The sequence below is a fragment of the Acinetobacter sp. GW821-FHT09D10 genome, assembly GCF_059416285.1.
In genome coordinates this window covers 1-21,050 of record NZ_JBWKOW010000003.1, presented here as the reverse complement: position 1 = coordinate 21,050, position 21,050 = coordinate 1, and the positions used below count along the sequence as shown (strand labels likewise).

Genomic DNA, 21,050 nt, shown 5'->3' with positions numbered 1-21,050 from the left:
GATGAATCAATTCTCTTCTTTTTCATTTCACTACAGATCAACTGTCTTAGTTTGTATTTATAGTCTGGGCGTATTGGCTTTACTTCCGCATACTCAATTTTTTTACAGTTCTATAAAGCACCAACGTTCAAGACGACATTCCTACTCGTCGAACCAACTCAGCAAAACAAACAGACTGTCTCTGCCATTTGCACTCTCTCCTTGTGAAATAGAGACAAATAATGGTTTACCCGATGTAGCTTTAATTCAAGAACTTATGGCTGTATTTGGAAATGATACATTATGGAAGCGTGCAACCCAGCCTGAACACCCTTATAAAGCCTTGGGTAAGAAAAAGAAGAAGGCTTCATCAAATCAAGCTGCACCAACTAATCCACTCAGTGCAAGCTGGGCCACCATTTCAACCTGGATGCCTTTTGAAAATAATCTTGATCTAGGTTCAAACTCAGAAAATGATGTCTATGTACAATTTTTGGCAAAGAAAAAGTGGAACTTAAGACATAACATTAGTTTGGATACTGAACAGGTCTTTCGTTACGGTTCGACCAGCCGGCACTATACTGAAACCACTCTCAACCTAACGCAGAAAATGCAAGATAACACATTATTTTCTAATAAATTTAATGTAAATAAGAGTGAAAATGAAGATTACAACTGGGGAAATTGGACTTTCCAGCAATATCAATTTTTAAAGGATAATCATCTTACTTACGGTGTCTATAGTGGTGGTGTATATACCAAAAATGATATGCGACTAAATAGCTGGGGACCTTATATTTCATGGCGCCAGCCTGTGTGGCGAAATTGGCTTTTTATGCAAAATGACCTTAACTTTTTTAACCATATTGATGATGATCCGAGACATCAACTCAGCGTTCAAATGAATCTAGAAGCTAATTTTTAGTCAGAAATTACCAAATTGTGGATAACTTTTTCTTTATCCACAAAAAAGCCCCTGAAGGTTCAGAGGCTTTTTTTTATACTGAATTATTTCAGCAACAAGCTATTAATACGTTTTACATAAGCTGCTGGGTCTTCTGGTAAACCACCTTCAGCAATAACGGCCTGATCGAAAATCACATTTGCCAAATCATCAAAATGTTCTGAACCTTCAAGTTTTTTCACTAATGGATGCTCAGGGTTAATTTCTAAAATTGGTTTGATTTCAGGAACTTCTTGCCCCGCTTGTTTTAACATACGAATAAGTTGAGGTGATAACTCACCTTCACTTGTTACTAAACACGCAGGAGAGTCGACCAGACGCGTAGTTACGCGTACTTCTTTGGTTTTCGCTTTCAATGAATCACTTAGCTTATCAACAACAGGTTTGAACTGTTCAGCTGCTTGCTCAAGTGCTTTTTTCTCTTCAGCATCTTGCAAGTCACCTAAATCAACCGCGCCTTTAGAGACATTCTTTAATGGCGTACCTTCAAACTCTTGAACAAAGTTCATTGCCCATTCGTCAACACGCTCTGCCATTAATAAGACTTCAATGCCTTTTTTCTTGAACAACTCAAGCTGTGGCGAGTTTTTCGCTGCCGCTAAACTGTCAGCAGTCACATAATAGATGGCTTTTTGGCCCTCTTTCATACGTGCCTTATAGTCAGCGAAAGAAGTCGTCACTTCATCATTTGTTGAAGTCGCGTAACGTAATAATTTTAAAATACGTTCGCGGTTACCAAAGTCTTCGCCCAAGCCTTCTTTAATAACTGAGCCAAACTCACTATAGAAGGTCTTGAATTTTTCTTGGTCTTTTTCATCTTCCGATTTAGCCAAACCATCAAGCACAGTTAATACACGGCGTGCATTACCTTCACGAATCGTTTTTACATCACGACTTTCTTGTAGCAACTCACGGCTTACATTAAGCGGTAAGTCAGCACTATCCACCACACCTTGAACAAAACGTAGATAATTTGGAATTAAATTATCTGCATCATCCATAATAAAGACGCGTTTTACATAAAGCTTAATGCCCGCTTTTGCTTCACGAGTAAAAATGTCATGCGGTGCTTTACTTGGAATATAAAGTAATTGGGTATATTCGGTGCTACCTTCAACTCGGTTATGCGCCCAAGCCAATGGCGCTTCAAAGTCGTGAGTTAAATTTTTGTAGAACTCAACATATTGCTCTTCAGTCACTTCACTCTTGTTGCGTGTCCATAACGCACTTGCCGAGTTAATCGCTTCCCACTCGCCAGTTTTGACCATTTGACCGCCTTTAGACTCTTCACCTTCAGCAGCTTCTTCCTCTTGCCAAACTTCTTTTTCCATTTCAATTGGCAAGCTAATGTGATCAGAGTATTTATTAATAATCTGCTTAACTTTATAAGACTCTAAATAATCAAGTGCGTCATCACGCAAGTGAAGAATGATGTCAGTACCACGTGAAGCCTTATCAATTTGCTGAACTTCAAACTCGCCTGTACCACCACTAATCCAACGCACCCCTTCAGATGCATCTAGACCTGCACGGCGTGATTCCACTGTAATTTTATCGGCAACAATAAAACCTGAGTAAAAACCCACACCAAACTGACCAATCAACTGAGCATCTGCTTTTTGATCACCAGTCAATTTTGACATGAAATCTTTAGTACCCGATTTTGCAATCGTACCTAAGTTATCAATCGCTTCTTGCTGGTTTAAGCCAATACCGTTATCAGAAATCGTTAACGTTTTATCTTCTTTATTTAAAATGACTCGTACATGTAAATCTGGATCATTTTCATAATATTCAGGATGATTAATTCCTTCAAAGCGCAACTTATCACATGCATCTGATGCATTAGAGATAAGCTCGCGTAAGAAAATCTCAGGGTTAGAATAGAGAGAATGCGTCACTAAATGTAAAAGCTGTGCAACTTCCGCTTGGAAACTATAATTTTGTGATGCTTGTTCACTCATAAATCACTCCTTAAATTTTGAAGTCTGTTTGTTCTCGAATGCTTTATGAATGGAGTACTTCTAGAATTTTTCAATCCTGAATATTAAAAATTTTTACTCTAATTAAAATGGACCATGGCTTAGCACTCTATCTTGCAATATTGTGTCTAACTGCTTTTGACGTTGTTGATAAGCTTTAGCAATACAACTTACACCAGCCGCACAAGCATTTCTTTTTTTCAGCCATTGCTGCTGAGCATCTTTTTGATTATCACGTCCGCCCATTGGTAAAGCATGCAGAACAATTTGATAGGTTGTTGCCATTTTTACATCTGCATCATTTAAGGAACGGTTTTTACAAATACTTTTTTCCGTTTTCGTTTTTGCAGCATCACACGAGAAACTTGCTGCTTGCAAACTCTGTGTAAAAGCAATACCACTAAAAAGAGCCAAACACATCGCTAATTTGTTATTCATGATTTTATTCCCATGTTTGTAATGAATAAAAATTAGTTTAGAAAAAAATATGCATAAGATGTGTAGAAAACTGTCTGTTTTATGCTTTTTTTAGTGCAAGTAAAACTCATAAAAAAACCTCACATAAAATATATGTGAGGTGCCTGAGTCTAGGTTTATTATTATATTGTTCTATTTATTATTATGCTTAAAATTTATAGCTATAACCTAAAGTGTAAACAAACGGATTAATATCTAAATCAAACTTATAATTAGCAACTGAAGGATCAATTGTTACTTCAGGACTAATATCCATATAACGAACATCTACAAATACTCCCCAGTTTTTAGCATCAGCAGGCTGAAAATTAAAACCAACTTGTCCTGCTACACCAAAATCTTCTTTAACTTTTACCGCTACCCCTTCTTCATCCCAAGGAATAAATGCTGTAGCACCAACACCAATATATGGTGTGAAACGTGTCGAGTTTTTAAAATGGTATTTGGCAGTAATCGTTGGCGGTAACTGTTTAATACGCGCTACCTTGTTTCCATCTAACAAAACATCATGATTAATAGGTGTTGCTAATAATAACTCTGCGGAAAATGGAGATTGGCCAAAAAAGTATTCTACTGATGGCGTAAATGCATATTCATTATCTGCTTTTACCACACCCAAAGGAGTTGTTGTGTCTTCCGAAGGAGCGATAACACTACCACCAAATTTCACTTGCCAGTTACCAGCGAAAGTAAAAGAAGACATCCCCATTAATGCAACAACCAAAACTTTTTTGAACACTTTAATATCTCCAAACTTATTTATATTTATAATAAACATGTATTTTAAAATCATGCAATACTCATTATAAAATTATTTTATCGTTTATTTTTAAATAACTGTTTTAAATAAAATTATATATTAACCAACTATTTTAATTGGTTTTAAAACCAACCTTATTAATCAAGATTATTTTATATTACCAACCATTTTAATATACTTTTTAATTCTGAGTATTTTAATATAATTTATTTTAAATACATCTTTTATTTAGTTAATAAAAAACCTTCGTAATTTAAATCTAAAGATCATCATTAAGAAGGTTAATCATTCAATATTTTATAAAAATTTATAAAACCATTGCAGCAATCCAGCCAAAAATTAATAGCGGAATATTAAAATGAATAAATGTAGGTACAACCGTATCCCAAATATGATCATGTTGCCCATCTACACCTAAACCAGCTGTTGGTCCTAAGGTTGAATCAGAAGCTGGTGAACCTGCATCACCTAATGCTGCGGCTGTCCCAATAAGAGCAATAGTCGCTAATGGTGAAAATCCAAACTGTACGCATAAAGGTACATAAATGACAGCAAGTACAGGTACACTTGAGAAAGATGAACCAATACCAATTGTGACAAATAAACCAATGCATAGCATTAAGAAAGCAGCAAGTGCTCGGTTATCTCCGATAATATCGACTACACCGTTCACTAGCTGATTAATATCTCCCGTATGGGTCATCACTGATGCGAAGCCCGCAGCGGAAATCATAATGAAACCCACTAGAGCCATCATCCGCATGCCTTGTACAAAGACATCATCTGCATCTTGCCACTTAAAAATTCCAGCAGTAGATAGAACAGCAAAACCGACTAAACCACCCAAAATCATTGAACCGGAATAGAGCTGTGCAGCGAGTGTCAGACCGATTGCAAGAAGTGCCATAAAAATGGTTTTCTTCGCAATCACTGGTGCCTGCTCTGCCTCATGCTTTAACTCTTCAGCATCTGCTTTTAAGTCAGCTGTTTCGACTTGATTAGTTGCACGAAGAGGCTTATCTAAATCAATCGTTGTGGTTGGCGTAATAGCGCGATCGGCATAAATCCTTGGCTTCCGGTAGCTAATAAATACAGCAACCAAAGTACCTAAAACCATTCCTAAAACTGGAATGGCCATGCCAATTGACATCATCCCACGCTCTACATGCAAGCCGTACGCCGCACCGACCTTGTTGATATTTCCCATCAAAATTTGTTCAAGGAAAATTGCACCAAACCCAACTGGAAGGAAAATATAAGTTCCGACTAAACCTAGAGTAAGCACACAGGCTGCGGCTCTACGGTCTAACTTTAAATGGTTCATTACCCGTAATAATGGCGGAACGAGTACAGGAATAAAGGCAATATGAACCGGAATAAGGTTCTGAGAGAAAATAGCTGAAATAAGTAAAATACCTAATAGTAGATATTTCACTTTAGTTTGACGGCTTTTTCCCGCTTCCATTCCTAACAAACCAATAAGTTTATGAGCAAGTAAATCAGGTAAACCAGATTTTGAAAGTGCTAGAGCGAATGCTCCTAGCACTGCATAGGCAAGTGCGACTTCAGCACCATCACCAAGACCAGCGTTAAAGGCATCAACGGTTTGAGAAAGGCTTAAACCTGCTACGAGGCCGCCTACAATGGCAGAAACCACTAAAGTCAGTACGACAGAAACGCGTGCCAGTGATAATAAAAACATCACTGCAATCGCAATAACGACAGCATTCATGAATAAATTCAGAGCAAAACAAAAGGCGATATTCTATCAGATTCAGATCTATGAAGCCGAAAATATCGCCGAATTAACTGTTTTATGCAGTCACTCAATCATTAAGCTTGAGCCTTAATAAACTGACGAATATGATCTGCAATTTTCGCAGGCTCACTCAGAATTGCCCAGTGATTTGCTTCAAGCTCTACATATTCAAATTTTTCTACCCACTTTGGCATAGCCTCAGTGATATATTCAGGGCTCACAAAAGTATCATATTTTAAAATAACCGCTTTAACTGGACATTGCGCATAACGTTGACGTGGGCCAGTTAAACGAGGAATAAAATTGGCACGATATAAATTAATGCCATATTTACCATCAGCACTAATATTATTATTTAAAGGTAAATTACTTTTCCTCTCCAGCTGAGTCAGAACTTTCCCCCATTTTTCAGGGCTAAAAAGAGACCACACTGTTGGTGCTAGCAACGGAAGATGGAATGCACCGATATACCAAGATTTGGTTAATATTTTTAAGATTTGACCTGGTGAAGATTTAAATTTATCACGCAAAAATAAAGCTGCATGATCAAGACATGGTCCAGAAATTGTTGTATATGACAATAAACGCCCTTTAAATTTAGGCTCTGTTGCCGACTCCCAAGACTGGATCGAACCCCAATCGTGCGCAGCCATATGAAATTGACGATTTAGTAATAATTCATCAACGACTTCTTGTAAGTCTAGAGATAAACGCTCCAAACGGTAATCACGTATACGTTTTGGTATAGAAGACAAACCCGCCCCACGTACATCATAGGTGACAATGTAGAAGTCATTGATTAAATATTCAATGATGGATTCCCATACTTCTTGATTGTCAGGATAACCATGTACTAAAACCAACGGTGTATTTTTTTCGTCGCCCCATGTCTTGGCACAAAGCGTTTGTTGGTCACTTGTTGTTACTGTATGAACTTTTGGCTGCATAATCATTTCCTATCTTGTTTTTCAATCGATCATGTCGTTAGTCGGATAGAGCATTGCCATCAATATAAAAAAGATGATACTTATCTAGTATGAATACTGTTTCAATAAAAAAAATTGACTATTATGGCTATTTTAAGAAGACTTCAGAACAATCCTACGATTTCAAAATTTCTATTTAATCACTACCCACCTTATCGGGGAGCAGGGATTTATATTGAAATCATGAATTTAGAACTTTGTCATGTACGAGTAAAAATGCCTCTGACTTGGAAAAACCAAAATTTGGTTGGAACGCATTTCGGGGGCAGTATTTATTCAATGGTTGATCCATTTTATATGATGATTCTGCTGCATCATCTCGGATCAAAATATATTGTTTGGGATAAAGCTGCTGAGATTAATTTTCTTTCCCCTGGTCGAAGCACTGTGCATGCAGATATTCGAGTCGACTTGGCTGAAATTGAGCAAATTCGTGAACTTGCCGACAACTTCGAACCTGTTTTAAGAACCTATCATTTAAACATTTTTGATGAAACTGGAGTAAGAATTGCTGAAGTTCAAAAAACGCTTTATATCAGACGTAAAAAAGCAAAACCCTTTCAACAATAAAAATAAGCGCTGAATAAGCGCTTATTTTTATTAATGTGCTAAATTTTTATTTTTTCTCTTCAATCGCTGCACCAGCACCACCACCAATCGCACCGCCAATTGCAGCACCAGAGTCACCACCCAATATTGCTTTACCTACTACAGAACCAATACCCGCTCCGATCGCGCTCTTAGTCGTGGTTTGCTTACTACCGCCTTGGGTATTTGAACCAACACCAGCACCTACTGCTGCACCTAAACCTGCACCAACACCGCCACCTACATGGTTACCTAAGCCACCACCTAGTGCACCACCTGCTGCTGCTGCACCAATACGCTGGTCAGATGGACTCATATTTTGACAACCTGTAAACATAAGCGTAGACAGCATCACAGCAGAAACTAATCCAATTGTTTTTTTCATGACCATACTCACTATTATCTGTTCTAATAAAAAGCATAATCCTCTTTTATGAGGAATTTGATCAGATTGTGTTATTCGTCTGTCCTAATCGATTGATATTTTGTAAAGCTCTTCCTTTTATACCTACTCATTGAAATTTTAATTATAAAAAAGGCATAAAAAAGAAGTCTCTAATAAGATAAAGACTTCTAAGGTTTAAACATTATTAAGTGTACTTTTAGTACTTCCCTTTCTTCTCTTCATAAGCTGCGCCAGCACTACCACCTAGTGCTCCGCCTGCAGCAGCACCAGTATCACCACCAATGATTGCGCCACCTAACACGGCACCCACACCGGCACCAATTGCACTATTACGTACTGTTTTACTGTTAGACCCTTTTGCATTAGCTGCAACCCCTGCACCAAGTGCCGCTCCTAAACCGGCACCAATATTACCGCCCACATGTTTTCCGACAGCACCACCTGCACCACCGCCAATCGCAGCTGAACCAATACGTTTACTTTCTGGGCTTGCATTTTGACAACCAACAAACAAAGTTGTTGACATCAGGCCAACACTAACAATCATCATCATTTTTTTCATTAGATTTACTCCAGTCTTCATAAGGATGTAGCCTAATACGTTTTTGTGGAGGGTTTATCCCGCTTAAGTAATGAAATAATGGCTCTTCAATATGTTTTTGTAATTACCACTTTTAATTGTTATAAATAAAAAAGGCACCCTTAGGTGCCTTTTTTATTGCCAGTCTAAACTTAGAATTGTTCTGAGTTTAATGCTTGGCTGAATGCTTGGTCTACTTCGCTGAAGTCATTGTGAAGCTCATGTTCAGCAGCTTCTGCTTCTTGACGACGACGTTCTAGGTGGTATGCAAGACCAGTACCAGCTGGAATCAAGCGACCTACTACAACGTTTTCTTTCAAGCCACGTAAATCATCTTCTTTACCTGTTACAGCCGCTTCAGTTAACACACGAGTTGTTTCCTGGAACGATGCAGCAGAGATGAACGAGTCAGTAGAAAGCGATGCTTTAGTGATACCCATCAATAGACGTTCGAACTTCGCAGGGAACTTGTTCTGAGCCAAGACAGCTTGGTTCTCTTGAACAACGCGGATGTAATCCACTTGCTCGCCTTTGATGAAGCTTGTATCGCCACCATCGGTGATATCAACTTTACGCAACATTTGACGTACGATAACTTCAATATGTTTGTCGTTGATTTTTACACCTTGGAGACGGTATACGTCTTGAACTTCGTTCACGATGTAGTTAGTTAATGCAACTTCACCTTTCAAACGTAAGATGTCATGCGGGTTTTGTGGACCGTCAGAAACAGTTTCACCACGGTTCACATGCTCGCCTTCGAACACGTTGATTTGACGCCATTTTGGAATCAACTCTTCGTAGATCTCAGAACCATCATCAGGGCTAATTACCAGACGGTTTTTACCCTTAGTCTCTTTACCGAAGCTTACAACACCTGAAACTTCAGCAAGAATTGCATGTTCTTTCGGCTTACGTGCTTCGAACAAGTCAGCTACACGCGGAAGACCACCGGTAATATCACGAGTACGTGATGTTTCTTGTGGTACACGACCAATAACGTCACCCACACCAATCGTTTCGCCATCGCGAACAGTTACGATTGTGTTTTGTGGCAAGAAGTAGAACTGTTCGCCGCCATCTGTTGTATCCAACACGATTGCAGGACGTAAATCTTTACCAGAAGCAGGACGAGCTGTTACAGGCAAGATTTCAACGGTAGTCATACCAGTTGCATCATCAGTTTTTGATGTTGCAGTTACACCATCAGCGATTTGGCTGAAACGTGCTTTACCAGCAACTTCTGTAACAAGTGGATGCGTATGCGGATCCCAAGTCGCCACAATACCGCCAGCTTCTACAGATTCACCATCTTTCAACAAGATGCTTGCACCGTAAGGAAGTTTATAGCGCTCGCGTTCACGACCTAAATCATCGGCAATACCAATTTCACCTGAACGAGAAACTGAAACCAAGTGACCTTTTGCATGCTGTACAGTTTTCACGTTATGGAAACGTACAGTACCTTTGTTACGTACTTGAACACTGTTTGCAGCAGAAGTTCGGCTCGCAGCACCACCAACGTGGAACGTACGCATCGTTAACTGTGTACCTGGTTCACCAATAGACTGTGCTGCCATTACACCTACTGATTCACCTGGGTTAACCAAGTGACCACGTGCAAGGTCACGGCCATAACATCTAGCACATACACCAAAAGCAGATTCACAAGCAATTACTGAACGTACTTTGACTTCATCCACACCCGCTTCTTCAAGATGAGCTGCGATTTTTTCGTCAATTAACGTACCGCGAGGTAATACAACTTCATCATCAGATGCACGACGTACATCTTCAGCAGTTACACGACCTAATACACGGTCACGTAATGGTTCGATTACATCACCACCTTGAATGAATGGAGTCATTACTAAACCACCCGCTGTACCACAGTCAGGCTCAGTAATTACCAAATCTTGTGCTACGTCTACAAGACGACGTGTCAAATAACCAGAGTTCGCAGTTTTTAATGCTGTATCGGCCAAACCTTTACGCGCACCGTGTGTTGAAATGAAGTACTGAAGTACTGTCAAACCTTCACGGAAGTTCGCTTTAATCGGCGTTTCGATAATCGAACCGTCCGGTTTTGCCATCAAGCCACGCATACCAGCAAGCTGACGAATCTGTGCCGCACTACCACGGGCACCAGAGTCAGACATCATATAGATGCTGTTGAATGATTTTTGCTTCTCGTCTTCACCTTGTTTGTTTTTCACAACGGTATAAGACAAGTTATCCATCATTGCTTTAGCAACTTGGTCGTTTGTACGCGCCCAGATATCGACAACTTTGTTATAACGCTCACCAGCAGTTACGAAACCTTGTTCGAACTGTTGTTCGATTTCACGAACTTCTGTTTCTGCTTTATCAATAATTGTGTGCTTAGTAGGTGGAATTAACATGTCTTCCATACCTACAGATACACCTGAACGAGTCGCTTGACGGAAGCCCAAGTACATTAATTGGTCAGCAAAGATAACTGTATCTTTCAAACCAAGTTTACGGTAACAAGAGTTGATTAACTTTGAGATATTCTTTTTAGTCATCTCAAGGTTGATCATGTCAAAGCTTAAGCCTTGTGGAACAACTTCCCAAAGCAAACAACGACCTGGTGTTGTCTCAACAATAATAGTGCCGTGTTCACGTTCACCATCTTCATTGATAACAGTTTGATGCACACGTACTTTAACACGAGCATGAATCGCAACCTGACCAGTTGCAAGTGCACGGTTTACTTCGTGAGTATCAGCAAACACCATGCCTTCGCCTTTAGCATTTACTGCATCACGTGTGATGTAGTAAAGACCCAAGACAACGTCCTGAGAAGGAACGATGATCGGCTCACCATTTGCTGGTGACAAGATGTTGTTTGTTGACATCATCAATGCACGAGCTTCTAACTGTGCTTCAAGTGTCAATGGAACGTGTACCGCCATTTGGTCACCATCGAAGTCGGCGTTAAACGCAGCACAAACGAGTGGGTGAAGACGGATGGCCTTACCTTCAATAAGAATAGGTTCAAATGCTTGAAGACCTAAACGGTGAAGTGTTGGCGCACGGTTCAACATTACTGGATGTTGACGAATTACAGAAGCAAGAACGTCCCAAACTTCTGGAGTCTCACGCTCAACCATTTTTTTCGCAGCTTTAATGGTTGTTGCCTGACCTGAAGCTTGTAGTTTCGCGAAAATGAATGGCTTGAATAATTCAAGTGCCATTTTCTTCGGAAGACCACATTGGTGAAGACGTAAAGTAGGACCTACAGTAATTACCGAACGACCAGAATAGTCAACACGCTTACCAAGTAAGTTCTGACGGAAACGACCTTGTTTACCTTTGATCATATCTGCCAAAGATTTTAATGGACGTTTGTTAGAACCAGTAATTGCACGACCACGACGACCGTTATCAAGTAATGCATCTACAGACTCTTGTAACATACGTTTTTCGTTACGTACGATAATGTCTGGTGCTGCAAGATCAAGAAGACGCTTCAAACGGTTGTTACGGTTAATGACACGACGATATAAATCGTTCAAGTCAGAAGTCGCGAAACGACCACCTTCAAGTGGAACTAATGGACGTAAATCAGGTGGAAGTACCGGAAGTACATTCATCACCATCCATTCTGGCTTATTGTTTGAATCGTTGAATGCTTCCATCAATTTCAAGCGTTTAGACGCTTTTTTCAACTTCGTTTCAGAAGTTGTTTGAGGAATTTCTTCACGTAAACGTGCGATTTCAGCTTCAAGATCGATATCTTTTAATAAGTCCTGAATCGCTTCTGCACCCATTTTTGCAGTGAATTCATCACCGTGCTCTTCAAGTGCATTGAAGTATTCTTCGTCTGTTAAAAGTTGATACTTTTCAAACGGAGTCATACCTGGGTCAGTTACAACGTATGATTCGAAATACAATACACGTTCGATATCACGAAGCGTCATATCAAGTAATAAACCGATACGAGATGGTAACGATTTTAAGAACCAGATATGTGCAACTGGAGAAGCAAGTTCAATGTGACCCATACGTTCACGACGAACTTTCGCTGTAGTTACTTCAACGCCACATTTTTCACAAATGACGCCTTTGTATTTCATACGCTTGTATTTACCACACAAGCATTCGTAATCTTTTACTGGACCAAAAATTTTGGCACAGAACAAACCGTCACGTTCTGGTTTGAAAGTACGGTAGTTAATTGTCTCGGGTTTTTTAACTTCACCATGAGACCATGACTTAATCATTTCTGGTGACGCAAGACCAATACGGATACGGTCAAACTCAATTGGTGCATGACCATCTGAGTCCGTTTTCTTACGCATGATATCGAGCAAGTCTTTCAATTTTTTTCTCCGTGTGTCGGGAAGCAACGCTTACCCGACTGGGTCACAAATATTGTTTTTTCCTAAAAAATCGTGAGTCTTACGACTTAGTCACCATTTTTCAGTTCAATGTTGATACCTAAAGAACGGATCTCTTTGGTCAATACGTTGAACGATTCAGGCATACCCGGATCCATATAATGGTTGCCATCTACAATATTCTTATAGATGCGTGTACGACCTTCAACGTCATCCGACTTAACAGTTAACATCTCTTGAAGTGTATATGCTGCGCCGTAAGCTTCGAGTGCCCAGACCTCCATCTCACCGAAACGCTGACCACCGAACTGTGCTTTACCACCAAGCGGTTGTTGTGTAACAAGTGAGTAAGAACCAGTTGAACGCGCATGCATTTTGTCATCAACCAAGTGGTTCAATTTGAGCATGTACATGTAACCTACAGTTACAGGACGATCAAACTGTTCACCCGTACGACCATCAAACAATACTGTTTGACCAGTACGCGAAATATCAGCTAATTCAAGTAAGTCTTTAATTTGACTTTCTTCAGCACCATCAAATACAGGAGTAGCCAAAGGCACACCAGCACGCAAGTTGCCTGAAAGTGCTAAGACTTCAGCATCAGTTAAGCTATCAAGATCTTCTTGCTCGCCGCCGACTTTGTTATAAATCTTGTCTAAGAATTCGCGAAGTTCTAAAACTGTGCGCTGTTCTTTCAACATTTTTTCGATTTTATCACCAAGCCCTTTAGCTGCCATACCCAAGTGAGTCTCAAGAATCTGACCCACGTTCATACGAGATGGTACACCCAATGGGTTCAATACGATATCTACCGGCACACCGTTAGCATCGTGTGGCATGTCTTCAACAGGTAAAATGTTAGATACAACACCTTTGTTACCGTGACGACCAGCCATTTTATCACCAGGCTGAATACGACGTTTAACTGCTAGGTAAACCTTAACAACTTTCAGAACGCCAGTTGTTAACTCATCACCAGTTGAAAGCTTACGTTTCTTCTCTGCAAACTTCTCATCAATTTCTGCGCTCTTCTCTTTCAAGAACACTTGAATTTGAGATAAACGTTCAGCAATTGCTTCGTCTGTAGGTTGGATTTCAAGTAAGTCAACAAGTTCTAAACCAGACAACATATCTGCAACGAGCTTGTCGCCACGTTTAGTCGAACCACCACCGTTAGACTCTTGGCCGTTAAGCAAACGAATTACACGCTCACGAGCTGCTTCTTCAAAGATCTTGTATTCTTCTTTCAAGTCTTTACGGTAAGCGTCAAGCTGTGCTTTTTCAATTGCCATCGCACGGTCATCTTTCTCTAAGCCATCACGAGTGAAGACTTGAACATCGATAACTGTACCTTTAGTACCAGATGGAACACGTAAAGATGAGTCTTTAACGTCAGCTGCTTTCTCACCAAAGATTGCACGAAGCAATTTTTCTTCAGGAGTTAACTGAGTTTCACCTTTAGGCGTTACTTTACCAACAAGGATGTCACCAGCAGTAACTTCCGCACCGATATAAACGATACCTGACTCATCAAGTTTAGAAAGTGCAGCTTCACCTACGTTAGGAATATCAGCAGTAATTTCTTCCGCACCTAACTTAGTATCACGCGCTACACATGATAATTCTTGAATATGAATAGAAGTTAAACGGTCTTCTTGAAGTACACGCTCAGATAATAAGATCGAGTCTTCGTAGTTGTAACCATTCCACGTCATGAACGCTACACGCATGTTTTGACCAAGCGCAAGCTCACCCATATCTGTTGACGGACCGTCTGCCAGAATGTCACCGCGAGCAACTTTGTCACCCAAATTCACGATAATATTTTGGTTGATACAAGTGTTTTGGTTAGAACGTGTATATTTAATGAGGTTGTAAATATCTACACCAGCCTCACCTGCAATCATTTCATCTTCGTTTACACGAATAACGATACGAGAAGCATCTACATATTCAATCGCACCACCACGGTTCGCGATCACACATACGCCCGAGTCACGTGCAACGTTCGCTTCCATACCTGTACCTACAAGCGGTTTATCCGCACGTAGAGTAGGAACTGCCTGACGTTGCATGTTTGAACCCATCAATGCACGGTTCGCGTCATCGTGTTCAAGGAATGGAATAAGTGATGCAGCTACAGATACAACCTGCTGTGCAGATACATCCATATGCGTCACTTTTTCAGGTGGCATACGTACAAAGTCACCTTGGTGACGAACAGAAACAAAATCTTCTGTTAAGTTACCATCTTTATCTATCGCAGAATCGGCCTGTGCAATAACAGTACCTACTTCTTCAATAGCAGAAAGGTATTCAACAGCATCAGTTACTCGGCCATCTACCACTTTACGGTAAGGTGTTTCCAAGAAACCAAAATCATTTGCTTTTGCATACACAGAAAGCGAGTTGATCAAACCAATGTTTGGACCTTCCGGCGTTTCAATTGGACATACACGACCATAGTGAGTTTGATGTACGTCACGTACTTCAAAGCCCGCACGTTCACGCGTTAAACCACCAGGCCCAAGCGCTGAAACACGACGTTTATGTGTAATCTCAGATAATGGGTTGTTTTGATCCATAAACTGAGACAATTGGCTCGAACCAAAGAATTCTTTGATTGCAGCTGCAACTGGTTTTGCGTTAATGAGATCTTGCGGAGATAAATTATCTGTTTCTGCTTGGCTTAAACGTTCTTTAACAGCACGTTCAACACGAACCAAACCAACACGGAATTGGTTTTCAGTCATTTCACCAACAGAACGTACACGACGGTTACCTAAGTGATCGATATCATCGACTTCACCTTTACCGTTACGGATTTCAACTAATGTACGTAATACATCGATGATATCTTCGTGCGATAAAATACCTTCTACTTCACGTGACTTCTGGTCAGTACCAACTTCGTATGGGCGACCCAAACGACGGTTGAATTTCATACGACCTACTGGAGATAAGTCATAACGTTCAGAAGAGAAGAATAAGTTATTAAATAAGTTTTCAGCAGCTTCTTTTGTTGGTGGCTCGCCTGGACGCATTACTTTATAGATTTCAACTAATGCTTCTTCACGACCAGATGTTGTGTCAGCACGTAATGAGTCAGCAACAAATGAACCACGGTCAATATCGTTCGTAAACAAGATATTGAACTGTTTAACACCGCCTTCTGCCAGTTTCACCATAACTTCATGGCTTAACAATGTATTTGCAGCAATCACATCACCATTACGTAAAGTAATATCTTCAGCAGTGATACGCTCATACAGGTACTCATCAGGAACTGATAGCTTAGCTAAACCAGAAGCTTCCATTTGACGTACGTGACGTGCATTAATACGTTTACCTTGCTCAACAATGATTTTGCCATCATTGTCTGCAATATCAAATTGCGCCATTTCGCCACGCAGACGATCTGGAACGAGGTCAATTTGATAGCTACCCATATCAAGATATACAGGCACTTTTTCATAGAACAAATTCAAAATTTGTTCATTGTTATAACCCAATGCACGCAACACAACAGTTGCTAATAATTTACGACGACGGTCAATACGTACATAAACTAAATCTTTTGCATCAAATTCGAAATCTAACCATGAACCACGGTAAGGAATAATACGTGCAGAATAAAGTACTTTACCACTTGAATGTGTTTTGCCTTTATCGTGATCAAAGAACACACCAGGTGAACGGTGTAATTGAGATACGATTACACGCTCAGTACCATTGATCACAAAGGTACCATTGTCTGTCATGAGTGGCATTTCACCCATGTAGACTTCTTGTTCACGTACGTCTTTAATAGATTTAGTTTCGCGATCTTTAATAATCAAACGAATTTTTACGCGCATTGGTGCCGCATAAGTCGAACCACGTAAAATACATTCACGCACATCAAACTCAGGCTTACCAAGGCTATACTCAACAAATTCTAAAGCAGCATTGCCAGAATAACTTTCTATAGGGAAAACTGAACGAAATGCGGCTTGGAGACCGATATCTTCGCGGTTTTTTGGAGATTTGCCACCTTGCAAGAACGTTCTATACGAATCGACCTGGATCGAAAGTAAGTACGGTGCTTCCATTACTTGGGGCAATTTACCAAAATTCTTACGGATCCGTTTCTTTTCGGTATATGAGTATGCCATCTGGAGTCCTCGGAAAGTAAACCAAGCCCGCCTGCAGAACGGGCTCAGAAGGAATTACACAGGCCGATATGGCCACCACTGTTTACAAATGCTGCAATTTTTAGTGGTATTAAAACGCTTAACAATATTTTTTAAAAAGAAAAATATTGGTAAACATTTGAAATTACTCTGATTATTCTAAAACACGACAATTATTGTACAGAACAAACAAAAATCGAGCCGATTATTGTAACGCAAAAAGGCTGATGACCCAAGAGCCATCAGCCATTTTATGGAGCCGATTTAAAAACCGACTCCTTTTACAATTACTTAAGTGTAACTGTAGCACCAGCTTCTTCAAGTTTCTTCTTAAGTTCTTCGCCTTCTTCTTTAGAAACGCCTTCTTTAAGAACTTGAGGAGCACCTTCAACTAGGTCTTTAGCTTCTTTAAGACCAAGGCCAGTTGCTTCACGAACTGCTTTAATTACAGCTACTTTGTTAGCACCAAAAGAAGTCAACTCAACGTTGAATTCAGATTGTTCTTCAGCAGCAGCAGCAGCAGGAGCAGCAGCTACAGCTACAGCAGCAGCAGATACGTTGAATTTTTCTTCAAAAGCAGAAATAAGTTCAACAAGTTCAAGAACAGTTTTTTCAGCAACTGCGTTTAGGATTTCTTCGTTTGTTAAAGCCATGAGATTAACTCCAAATGGGTATTGAATGGTGTGGAAGTAGATTTAAGCTTAAGCAGCTTCTGACTCGTTTTTCTCTTGAAGCGCTGTAAGTAAGCGACCCAATTTCGAAATAGGAGCTTGAAGAACAGATGCGAGCATAGTAAGCGCTTTTTCTTGGTTTGGAAGGTTTGCGATAACGCTAACTTCAGCACCTTGATAAAGTTTGCCGTCAAATGCAGCAGCTTTTAATTCAAATGCTTTGTTAGTTTTAGCAAATTCTTCAAACAAGCGTGCAGCTGCACCCATATCGTCTTCAGAAGTTGAGAATGCTAAGATTGTTGGGCCAACAAGGTTGTCATTCAAGATTGCAAATTGCGTATCTTGAAGAGCACGTTTAGCCAAAGTATTACGTACAACACGTGTAGCAACACCTAGTTTACGAGCTTCAACACGAAGAGCAGTTAATTGCTCAACAGTTAAACCTTGATAGTCAGCAACAACGGCAGCGAACGCTGTAGAAGCAGTTTGAGCCACTTCAGCAACGATCTGTTTTTTGCTTTCAATAAGAAGAGCCATTGTAAAACCTCCTAACGGTGATTTATGTACTCAAAAAAGTACACTCCCAATTCGCAAGTCAACAAAGATTTGACTTACACGCGGAGGAGGAATAAATCACACCACCGCGTCTACGCAGGCTGGGCTATTAAGAAGATATTCAAAAGAAGTCTCTTCGCCTGTGGTCTTTGACGCTGATAAATTTACATTTATCAATTCAAAGTCCGCCTGATGAGTGAGGAAACAAAGCATTACTTTGAATGAGTGTAAAAAATCTATGACTTTTTACACCCTGCCCTCAATCAGGACTTTAAAATTCTTGACTAAGTTTTAAACTTAGTTAGAAACGTTGCTTACATCAACAGTAAGACCAGGACCCATAGTTGAGCTCAAAGTGATCTTTTTGATGTATACACCTTTAGAAGTTGCAGGTTTTAACTTTTTCAAGTCAGCAACTAAGGTTTCAACGTTTTGACGAATAGCAGCAGCATCAAAGCCTAACTGACCGATCGCAGCATGGATAATACCCGCTTTGTCTACACGGTAACGAGCCTGACCAGATTTAGCGTTTTTAACAGCATTCGCTACATCAGGAGTTACAGTACCAACTTTAGGGTTTGGCATTAAACCACGTGGACCAAGGATTGTACCGAGCTTACCAACAACACGCATAGCGTCAGGAGCAGCGATTACAACATCAAAGTTAAGGTTTCCACCTTGGATGCTTTCAGCAAGGTCATCAAAACCTACGATGTCTGCACCAGCTTCTTTAGCAGCTTCTGCTTGCGCGCCTTGAGCAAATACCGCTACACGTACAGTTTTACCAGTACCAGCAGGCAATGTAGTCGCACCACGAACAACCTGATCAGATTTACGCGGGTCTACACCAAGGTTTACAGCTACATCTAAAGATTCTTTGAACTTCGCAGCAGGTAAGCTGTTAAGAACTTGAACCGCTTCTTCCAAAGTGTAAACTTTGTTTGCTTCAACAGCAGCAGCAATGGCTTTTTGACGTTTAGTTAACTTTGCCATGTCTTATAGCTCCACTTCCAAGCCCATAGAACGCGCAGAACCAGCGATGGTACGTACACGTGCGTCTAAATCAGCACCAGTTAAATCTGGTTCTTTAGTAGTCGCAATTTCTTCTAACTGAGCACGAGTCAACTTACCAACTTTAGTTTTGTTTGGTACAGGTGAACCTTTTTGGATACCAGCAGCTTTCTTAAGAAGAATAGAAGCTGGTGGAGTTTTCATGATGAATGTGAACGACTTGTCGTTGTACACAGTAATCACTACAGGAATTGGAAGACCTTGTTCAACTTTTTGTGTAGCAGCATTGAATTCTTTACAGAATGCCATGATGTTTACGCCACGTTGACCTAATGCAGGACCAATTGGTGGAGATGGATTTGCTTTACCAGCTGGAACTTGCAGCTTGATATAGCCGTCAATCTTCTTAGCCATTTTAAAATACCTCTGGGTACAAACGCCGCTAGGCTCCCCAATGTTTACGCTACACTTTTATTACAACAACAATGCCCGATAAAATCGGGCGTTTTTCAACCAATTAAGATTAAATCGTTTTTTCGACTTGGCGAAATTCGAGTTCAACCTGAGTTGGTCGATTAAATACGTTAATCGTCAACGTTAAACGTGACTTCTCGTATTGAACTTCTTCCACAACACCTTTAAAGTCTGTGAATGGACCGTCAATAACAAGTAATTCTTCGCCTGGCTCAAACATCGTCTTAGGACGTGGTGCTTCACCAGTATTACGTACACGCGCAAGAATCGCATCCGCTTCACGCTGAGTGATTGGTGCTGGTTTTTCAGGTGTACCACCGATAAAACCTAGAACCTTTGGACATTCTTTAACGATATGCCAAGTATCATCATTCATTTCCATTTCGACTAACACATAGCCAGGAAAGAATTTGCGCTCAGATTTACGTTTCTTACCATCCTTCATTTCTACCACTTCTTCGGTAGGAACAAGGACATCACCAAAGCTATCAGCAACAGCGCTACGCTGGATTCGTTCTGTAAGTGAACGTAACACTTGTTTTTCATAGCCAGAGTAGGCATGAATAATGTACCAACGTTTCATAGCTCTTTTACCCGATAATCAACTTAATTAACCAACCCAAACCATAGTCAAAACACCATAAAACCAATGATGCAACAACTACAACCAATAGAACCTGCCACGATGTAGTGACTGTTTCTTGTTTTGTTGGCCAAGTTACTCGACGCAATTCGACTCGTGCATCTTTTAGCAAACGAACGAAGCCTTTACCTTGATGGGTGGCGTATAATAAACCTAAAGCCACAACGACACAAGCAAAAATTGCCCCAACGCGCACCCAAATATTGTTTGCAGGTGCCCAATGCGCTGGCAAATACTGATTCGCCATAACAGCTAAAACCAATAATGCAATCGCAATCACCCATAGAACAATATCTAGAGGCGAACCAGAACGAACAACTTCAGCAGAATTATTTCTTTGAGGAATTGGCGCGTCGCTCAATGCGTCACGCGATTTATCATTCGACATTTTTGTACTCGTCGTAGAACTCGCGACTTATTATATGAACAACTAAGCCAGCATCAAGCTTTTTATTTGAAAATATGGCAGGCCAGGAGGGACTCGAACCCCCAACATTCGGTTTTGGAGACCGACGCTCTACCAATTGAACTACTGACCTATAATGCAAGTTGAGAGCCAAAGCCCTCAACCTGAGACGTAATCCGTCACTATATTATGCTTATGCAGTTACTTTCGCAACAACACCAGCACCTACAGTACGACCACCTTCACGGATCGCAAAACGTAGACCTGGGT

18 protein-coding genes and 1 tRNA gene are annotated in these 21,050 nt (G+C 40.4%); 2 read left to right on the top strand and 17 right to left on the bottom strand.

All coding sequences use genetic code 11. The annotated features are described in order from the left end of the window. Window position 1 precedes the first annotated feature (1 nt). Window positions 2-904 carry a selenocysteine synthase gene (locus AC07M3_RS09115; RefSeq protein ID WP_494567123.1) on the top strand — a complete coding sequence of 301 codons (903 nt, stop codon included), beginning with the start codon at window positions 2-4 and terminating at the stop codon, window positions 902-904. Window positions 905-987: 83 nt separating this feature from the next. Here AC07M3_RS09115 and htpG read toward each other — a convergent pair whose 3' ends face one another. The 5 genes from htpG to AC07M3_RS09090 all read right to left on the bottom strand — a co-directional run bounded on the left by htpG (window position 988) and on the right by AC07M3_RS09090 (window position 6,874). Further along, entirely contained in the window at window positions 988-2,907 is a 1,920-nt protein-coding gene (gene htpG, locus AC07M3_RS09110; protein ID WP_307012061.1) for a molecular chaperone HtpG, read from the bottom strand. 102 nt (window positions 2,908-3,009) lie between these two features. Beyond that, complete coding sequence (locus AC07M3_RS09105) at window positions 3,010-3,363, bottom strand: lysozyme inhibitor LprI family protein (protein ID WP_281836811.1); 354 nt, start codon at window positions 3,361-3,363, stop codon at window positions 3,010-3,012. Between the two features lie 187 nt (window positions 3,364-3,550). Beyond that, window positions 3,551-4,141: an OmpW/AlkL family protein gene (locus AC07M3_RS09100; protein ID WP_494567122.1), complete on the bottom strand. Its 591-nt coding sequence runs from the start codon at window positions 4,139-4,141 to the stop codon at window positions 3,551-3,553. 328 nt (window positions 4,142-4,469) lie between these two features. Beyond that, window positions 4,470-5,894 carry a Na+/H+ antiporter family protein gene (locus tag AC07M3_RS09095; protein WP_133747512.1) on the bottom strand — a complete coding sequence of 475 codons (1,425 nt, stop codon included), beginning with the start codon at window positions 5,892-5,894 and terminating at the stop codon, window positions 4,470-4,472. Between the two features lie 101 nt (window positions 5,895-5,995). After that, complete coding sequence (locus AC07M3_RS09090; protein ID WP_307012067.1) at window positions 5,996-6,874, bottom strand: alpha/beta fold hydrolase; 879 nt, start codon at window positions 6,872-6,874, stop codon at window positions 5,996-5,998. A 117-nt stretch (window positions 6,875-6,991) separates the two neighbouring features. Here AC07M3_RS09090 and AC07M3_RS09085 point away from each other — a divergent pair, with 117 nt between their 5' ends. Continuing rightward, window positions 6,992-7,477: a DUF4442 domain-containing protein gene (locus AC07M3_RS09085; RefSeq protein WP_005045166.1), complete on the top strand. Its 486-nt coding sequence runs from the start codon at window positions 6,992-6,994 to the stop codon at window positions 7,475-7,477. 46 nt (window positions 7,478-7,523) lie between these two features. Here the strand turns inward: AC07M3_RS09085 and AC07M3_RS09080 are convergent, their stop codons facing one another. From AC07M3_RS09080 to AC07M3_RS09025, 12 genes are all read right to left on the bottom strand, one after another. After that, on the bottom strand, window positions 7,524-7,880 hold the full coding sequence (locus AC07M3_RS09080; protein WP_003654509.1) for a hypothetical protein: 357 nt from the start codon (window positions 7,878-7,880) through the stop codon (window positions 7,524-7,526). Between the two features lie 217 nt (window positions 7,881-8,097). After that, on the bottom strand, window positions 8,098-8,463 hold the full coding sequence (locus AC07M3_RS09075) for a hypothetical protein (protein WP_045436740.1): 366 nt from the start codon (window positions 8,461-8,463) through the stop codon (window positions 8,098-8,100). 170 nt (window positions 8,464-8,633) lie between these two features. Then, a complete protein-coding gene (gene rpoC, locus AC07M3_RS09070; RefSeq protein WP_017391399.1) occupies window positions 8,634-12,827 on the bottom strand; it encodes a DNA-directed RNA polymerase subunit beta' in 4,194 nt (1,397 codons plus the stop codon). Between the two features lie 86 nt (window positions 12,828-12,913). Then, window positions 12,914-17,002 carry a DNA-directed RNA polymerase subunit beta gene (rpoB, locus tag AC07M3_RS09065; RefSeq protein ID WP_199989963.1) on the bottom strand — a complete coding sequence of 1,363 codons (4,089 nt, stop codon included), beginning with the start codon at window positions 17,000-17,002 and terminating at the stop codon, window positions 12,914-12,916. A gap of 305 nt (window positions 17,003-17,307) precedes the next feature. Beyond that, the gene (rplL, locus tag AC07M3_RS09060) at window positions 17,308-17,673 is read right to left on the bottom strand and encodes a 50S ribosomal protein L7/L12 (protein ID WP_005037257.1); all 366 of its coding nucleotides are present in this window, start codon (window positions 17,671-17,673) and stop codon (window positions 17,308-17,310) included. Window positions 17,674-17,721: 48 nt separating this feature from the next. Further along, window positions 17,722-18,228 carry a 50S ribosomal protein L10 gene (rplJ, locus tag AC07M3_RS09055; protein WP_005037259.1) on the bottom strand — a complete coding sequence of 169 codons (507 nt, stop codon included), beginning with the start codon at window positions 18,226-18,228 and terminating at the stop codon, window positions 17,722-17,724. Between the two features lie 315 nt (window positions 18,229-18,543). Next, the gene (gene rplA, locus AC07M3_RS09050) at window positions 18,544-19,239 is read right to left on the bottom strand and encodes a 50S ribosomal protein L1 (RefSeq protein WP_003654501.1); all 696 of its coding nucleotides are present in this window, start codon (window positions 19,237-19,239) and stop codon (window positions 18,544-18,546) included. A 3-nt stretch (window positions 19,240-19,242) separates the two neighbouring features. Continuing rightward, window positions 19,243-19,671, bottom strand: a complete 429-nt coding sequence (gene rplK / locus AC07M3_RS09045) for a 50S ribosomal protein L11 (protein WP_003654500.1) — start codon at window positions 19,669-19,671, stop codon at window positions 19,243-19,245. A 109-nt stretch (window positions 19,672-19,780) separates the two neighbouring features. Next, window positions 19,781-20,314 carry a transcription termination/antitermination protein NusG gene (gene nusG / locus AC07M3_RS09040; protein WP_003654499.1) on the bottom strand — a complete coding sequence of 178 codons (534 nt, stop codon included), beginning with the start codon at window positions 20,312-20,314 and terminating at the stop codon, window positions 19,781-19,783. Between the two features lie 7 nt (window positions 20,315-20,321). Beyond that, window positions 20,322-20,762 carry a preprotein translocase subunit SecE gene (gene secE / locus AC07M3_RS09035; RefSeq protein ID WP_133747509.1) on the bottom strand — a complete coding sequence of 147 codons (441 nt, stop codon included), beginning with the start codon at window positions 20,760-20,762 and terminating at the stop codon, window positions 20,322-20,324. 75 nt (window positions 20,763-20,837) lie between these two features. Next, window positions 20,838-20,913, bottom strand: a tRNA-Trp gene (locus tag AC07M3_RS09030). A 60-nt stretch (window positions 20,914-20,973) separates the two neighbouring features. Further along, window positions 20,974-21,050: EF-Tu C-terminal domain-related protein (locus AC07M3_RS09025; protein ID WP_445585612.1), on the bottom strand; the 77-nt coding region annotated here is incomplete at its 5' end.

Excerpts from the sequence above, each read along its gene's own strand:
- AC07M3_RS09095 (WP_133747512.1), bottom strand. The coding sequence starts at position 5,894 with ATGAATGCTGTCGTTATTGCGATTGCAGTGATGTTTTTATTATCACTG.
- AC07M3_RS09085 (WP_005045166.1), top strand. The coding sequence starts at position 6,992 with ATGGCTATTTTAAGAAGACTTCAGAACAATCCTACGATTTCAAAATTT.
- secE (WP_133747509.1), bottom strand. The coding sequence starts at position 20,762 with ATGTCGAATGATAAATCGCGTGACGCATTGAGCGACGCGCCAATTCCT.
- AC07M3_RS09115 (WP_494567123.1), top strand. The coding sequence starts at position 2 with ATGAATCAATTCTCTTCTTTTTCATTTCACTACAGATCAACTGTCTTA.
- htpG (WP_307012061.1), bottom strand. The coding sequence starts at position 2,907 with ATGAGTGAACAAGCATCACAAAATTATAGTTTCCAAGCGGAAGTTGCA.
- AC07M3_RS09090 (WP_307012067.1), bottom strand. The coding sequence starts at position 6,874 with ATGATTATGCAGCCAAAAGTTCATACAGTAACAACAAGTGACCAACAA.
- rplK (WP_003654500.1), bottom strand. The coding sequence starts at position 19,671 with ATGGCTAAGAAGATTGACGGCTATATCAAGCTGCAAGTTCCAGCTGGT.
- rpoB (WP_199989963.1), bottom strand. The coding sequence starts at position 17,002 with ATGGCATACTCATATACCGAAAAGAAACGGATCCGTAAGAATTTTGGT.
- rplL (WP_005037257.1), bottom strand. The coding sequence starts at position 17,673 with ATGGCTTTAACAAACGAAGAAATCCTAAACGCAGTTGCTGAAAAAACT.
- nusG (WP_003654499.1), bottom strand. The coding sequence starts at position 20,314 with ATGAAACGTTGGTACATTATTCATGCCTACTCTGGCTATGAAAAACAA.
- rplA (WP_003654501.1), bottom strand. The coding sequence starts at position 19,239 with ATGGCAAAGTTAACTAAACGTCAAAAAGCCATTGCTGCTGCTGTTGAA.
- rplJ (WP_005037259.1), bottom strand. The coding sequence starts at position 18,228 with ATGGCTCTTCTTATTGAAAGCAAAAAACAGATCGTTGCTGAAGTGGCT.
- AC07M3_RS09075 (WP_045436740.1), bottom strand. The coding sequence starts at position 8,463 with ATGAAAAAAATGATGATGATTGTTAGTGTTGGCCTGATGTCAACAACT.
- AC07M3_RS09105 (WP_281836811.1), bottom strand. The coding sequence starts at position 3,363 with ATGAATAACAAATTAGCGATGTGTTTGGCTCTTTTTAGTGGTATTGCT.
- AC07M3_RS09080 (WP_003654509.1), bottom strand. The coding sequence starts at position 7,880 with ATGAAAAAAACAATTGGATTAGTTTCTGCTGTGATGCTGTCTACGCTT.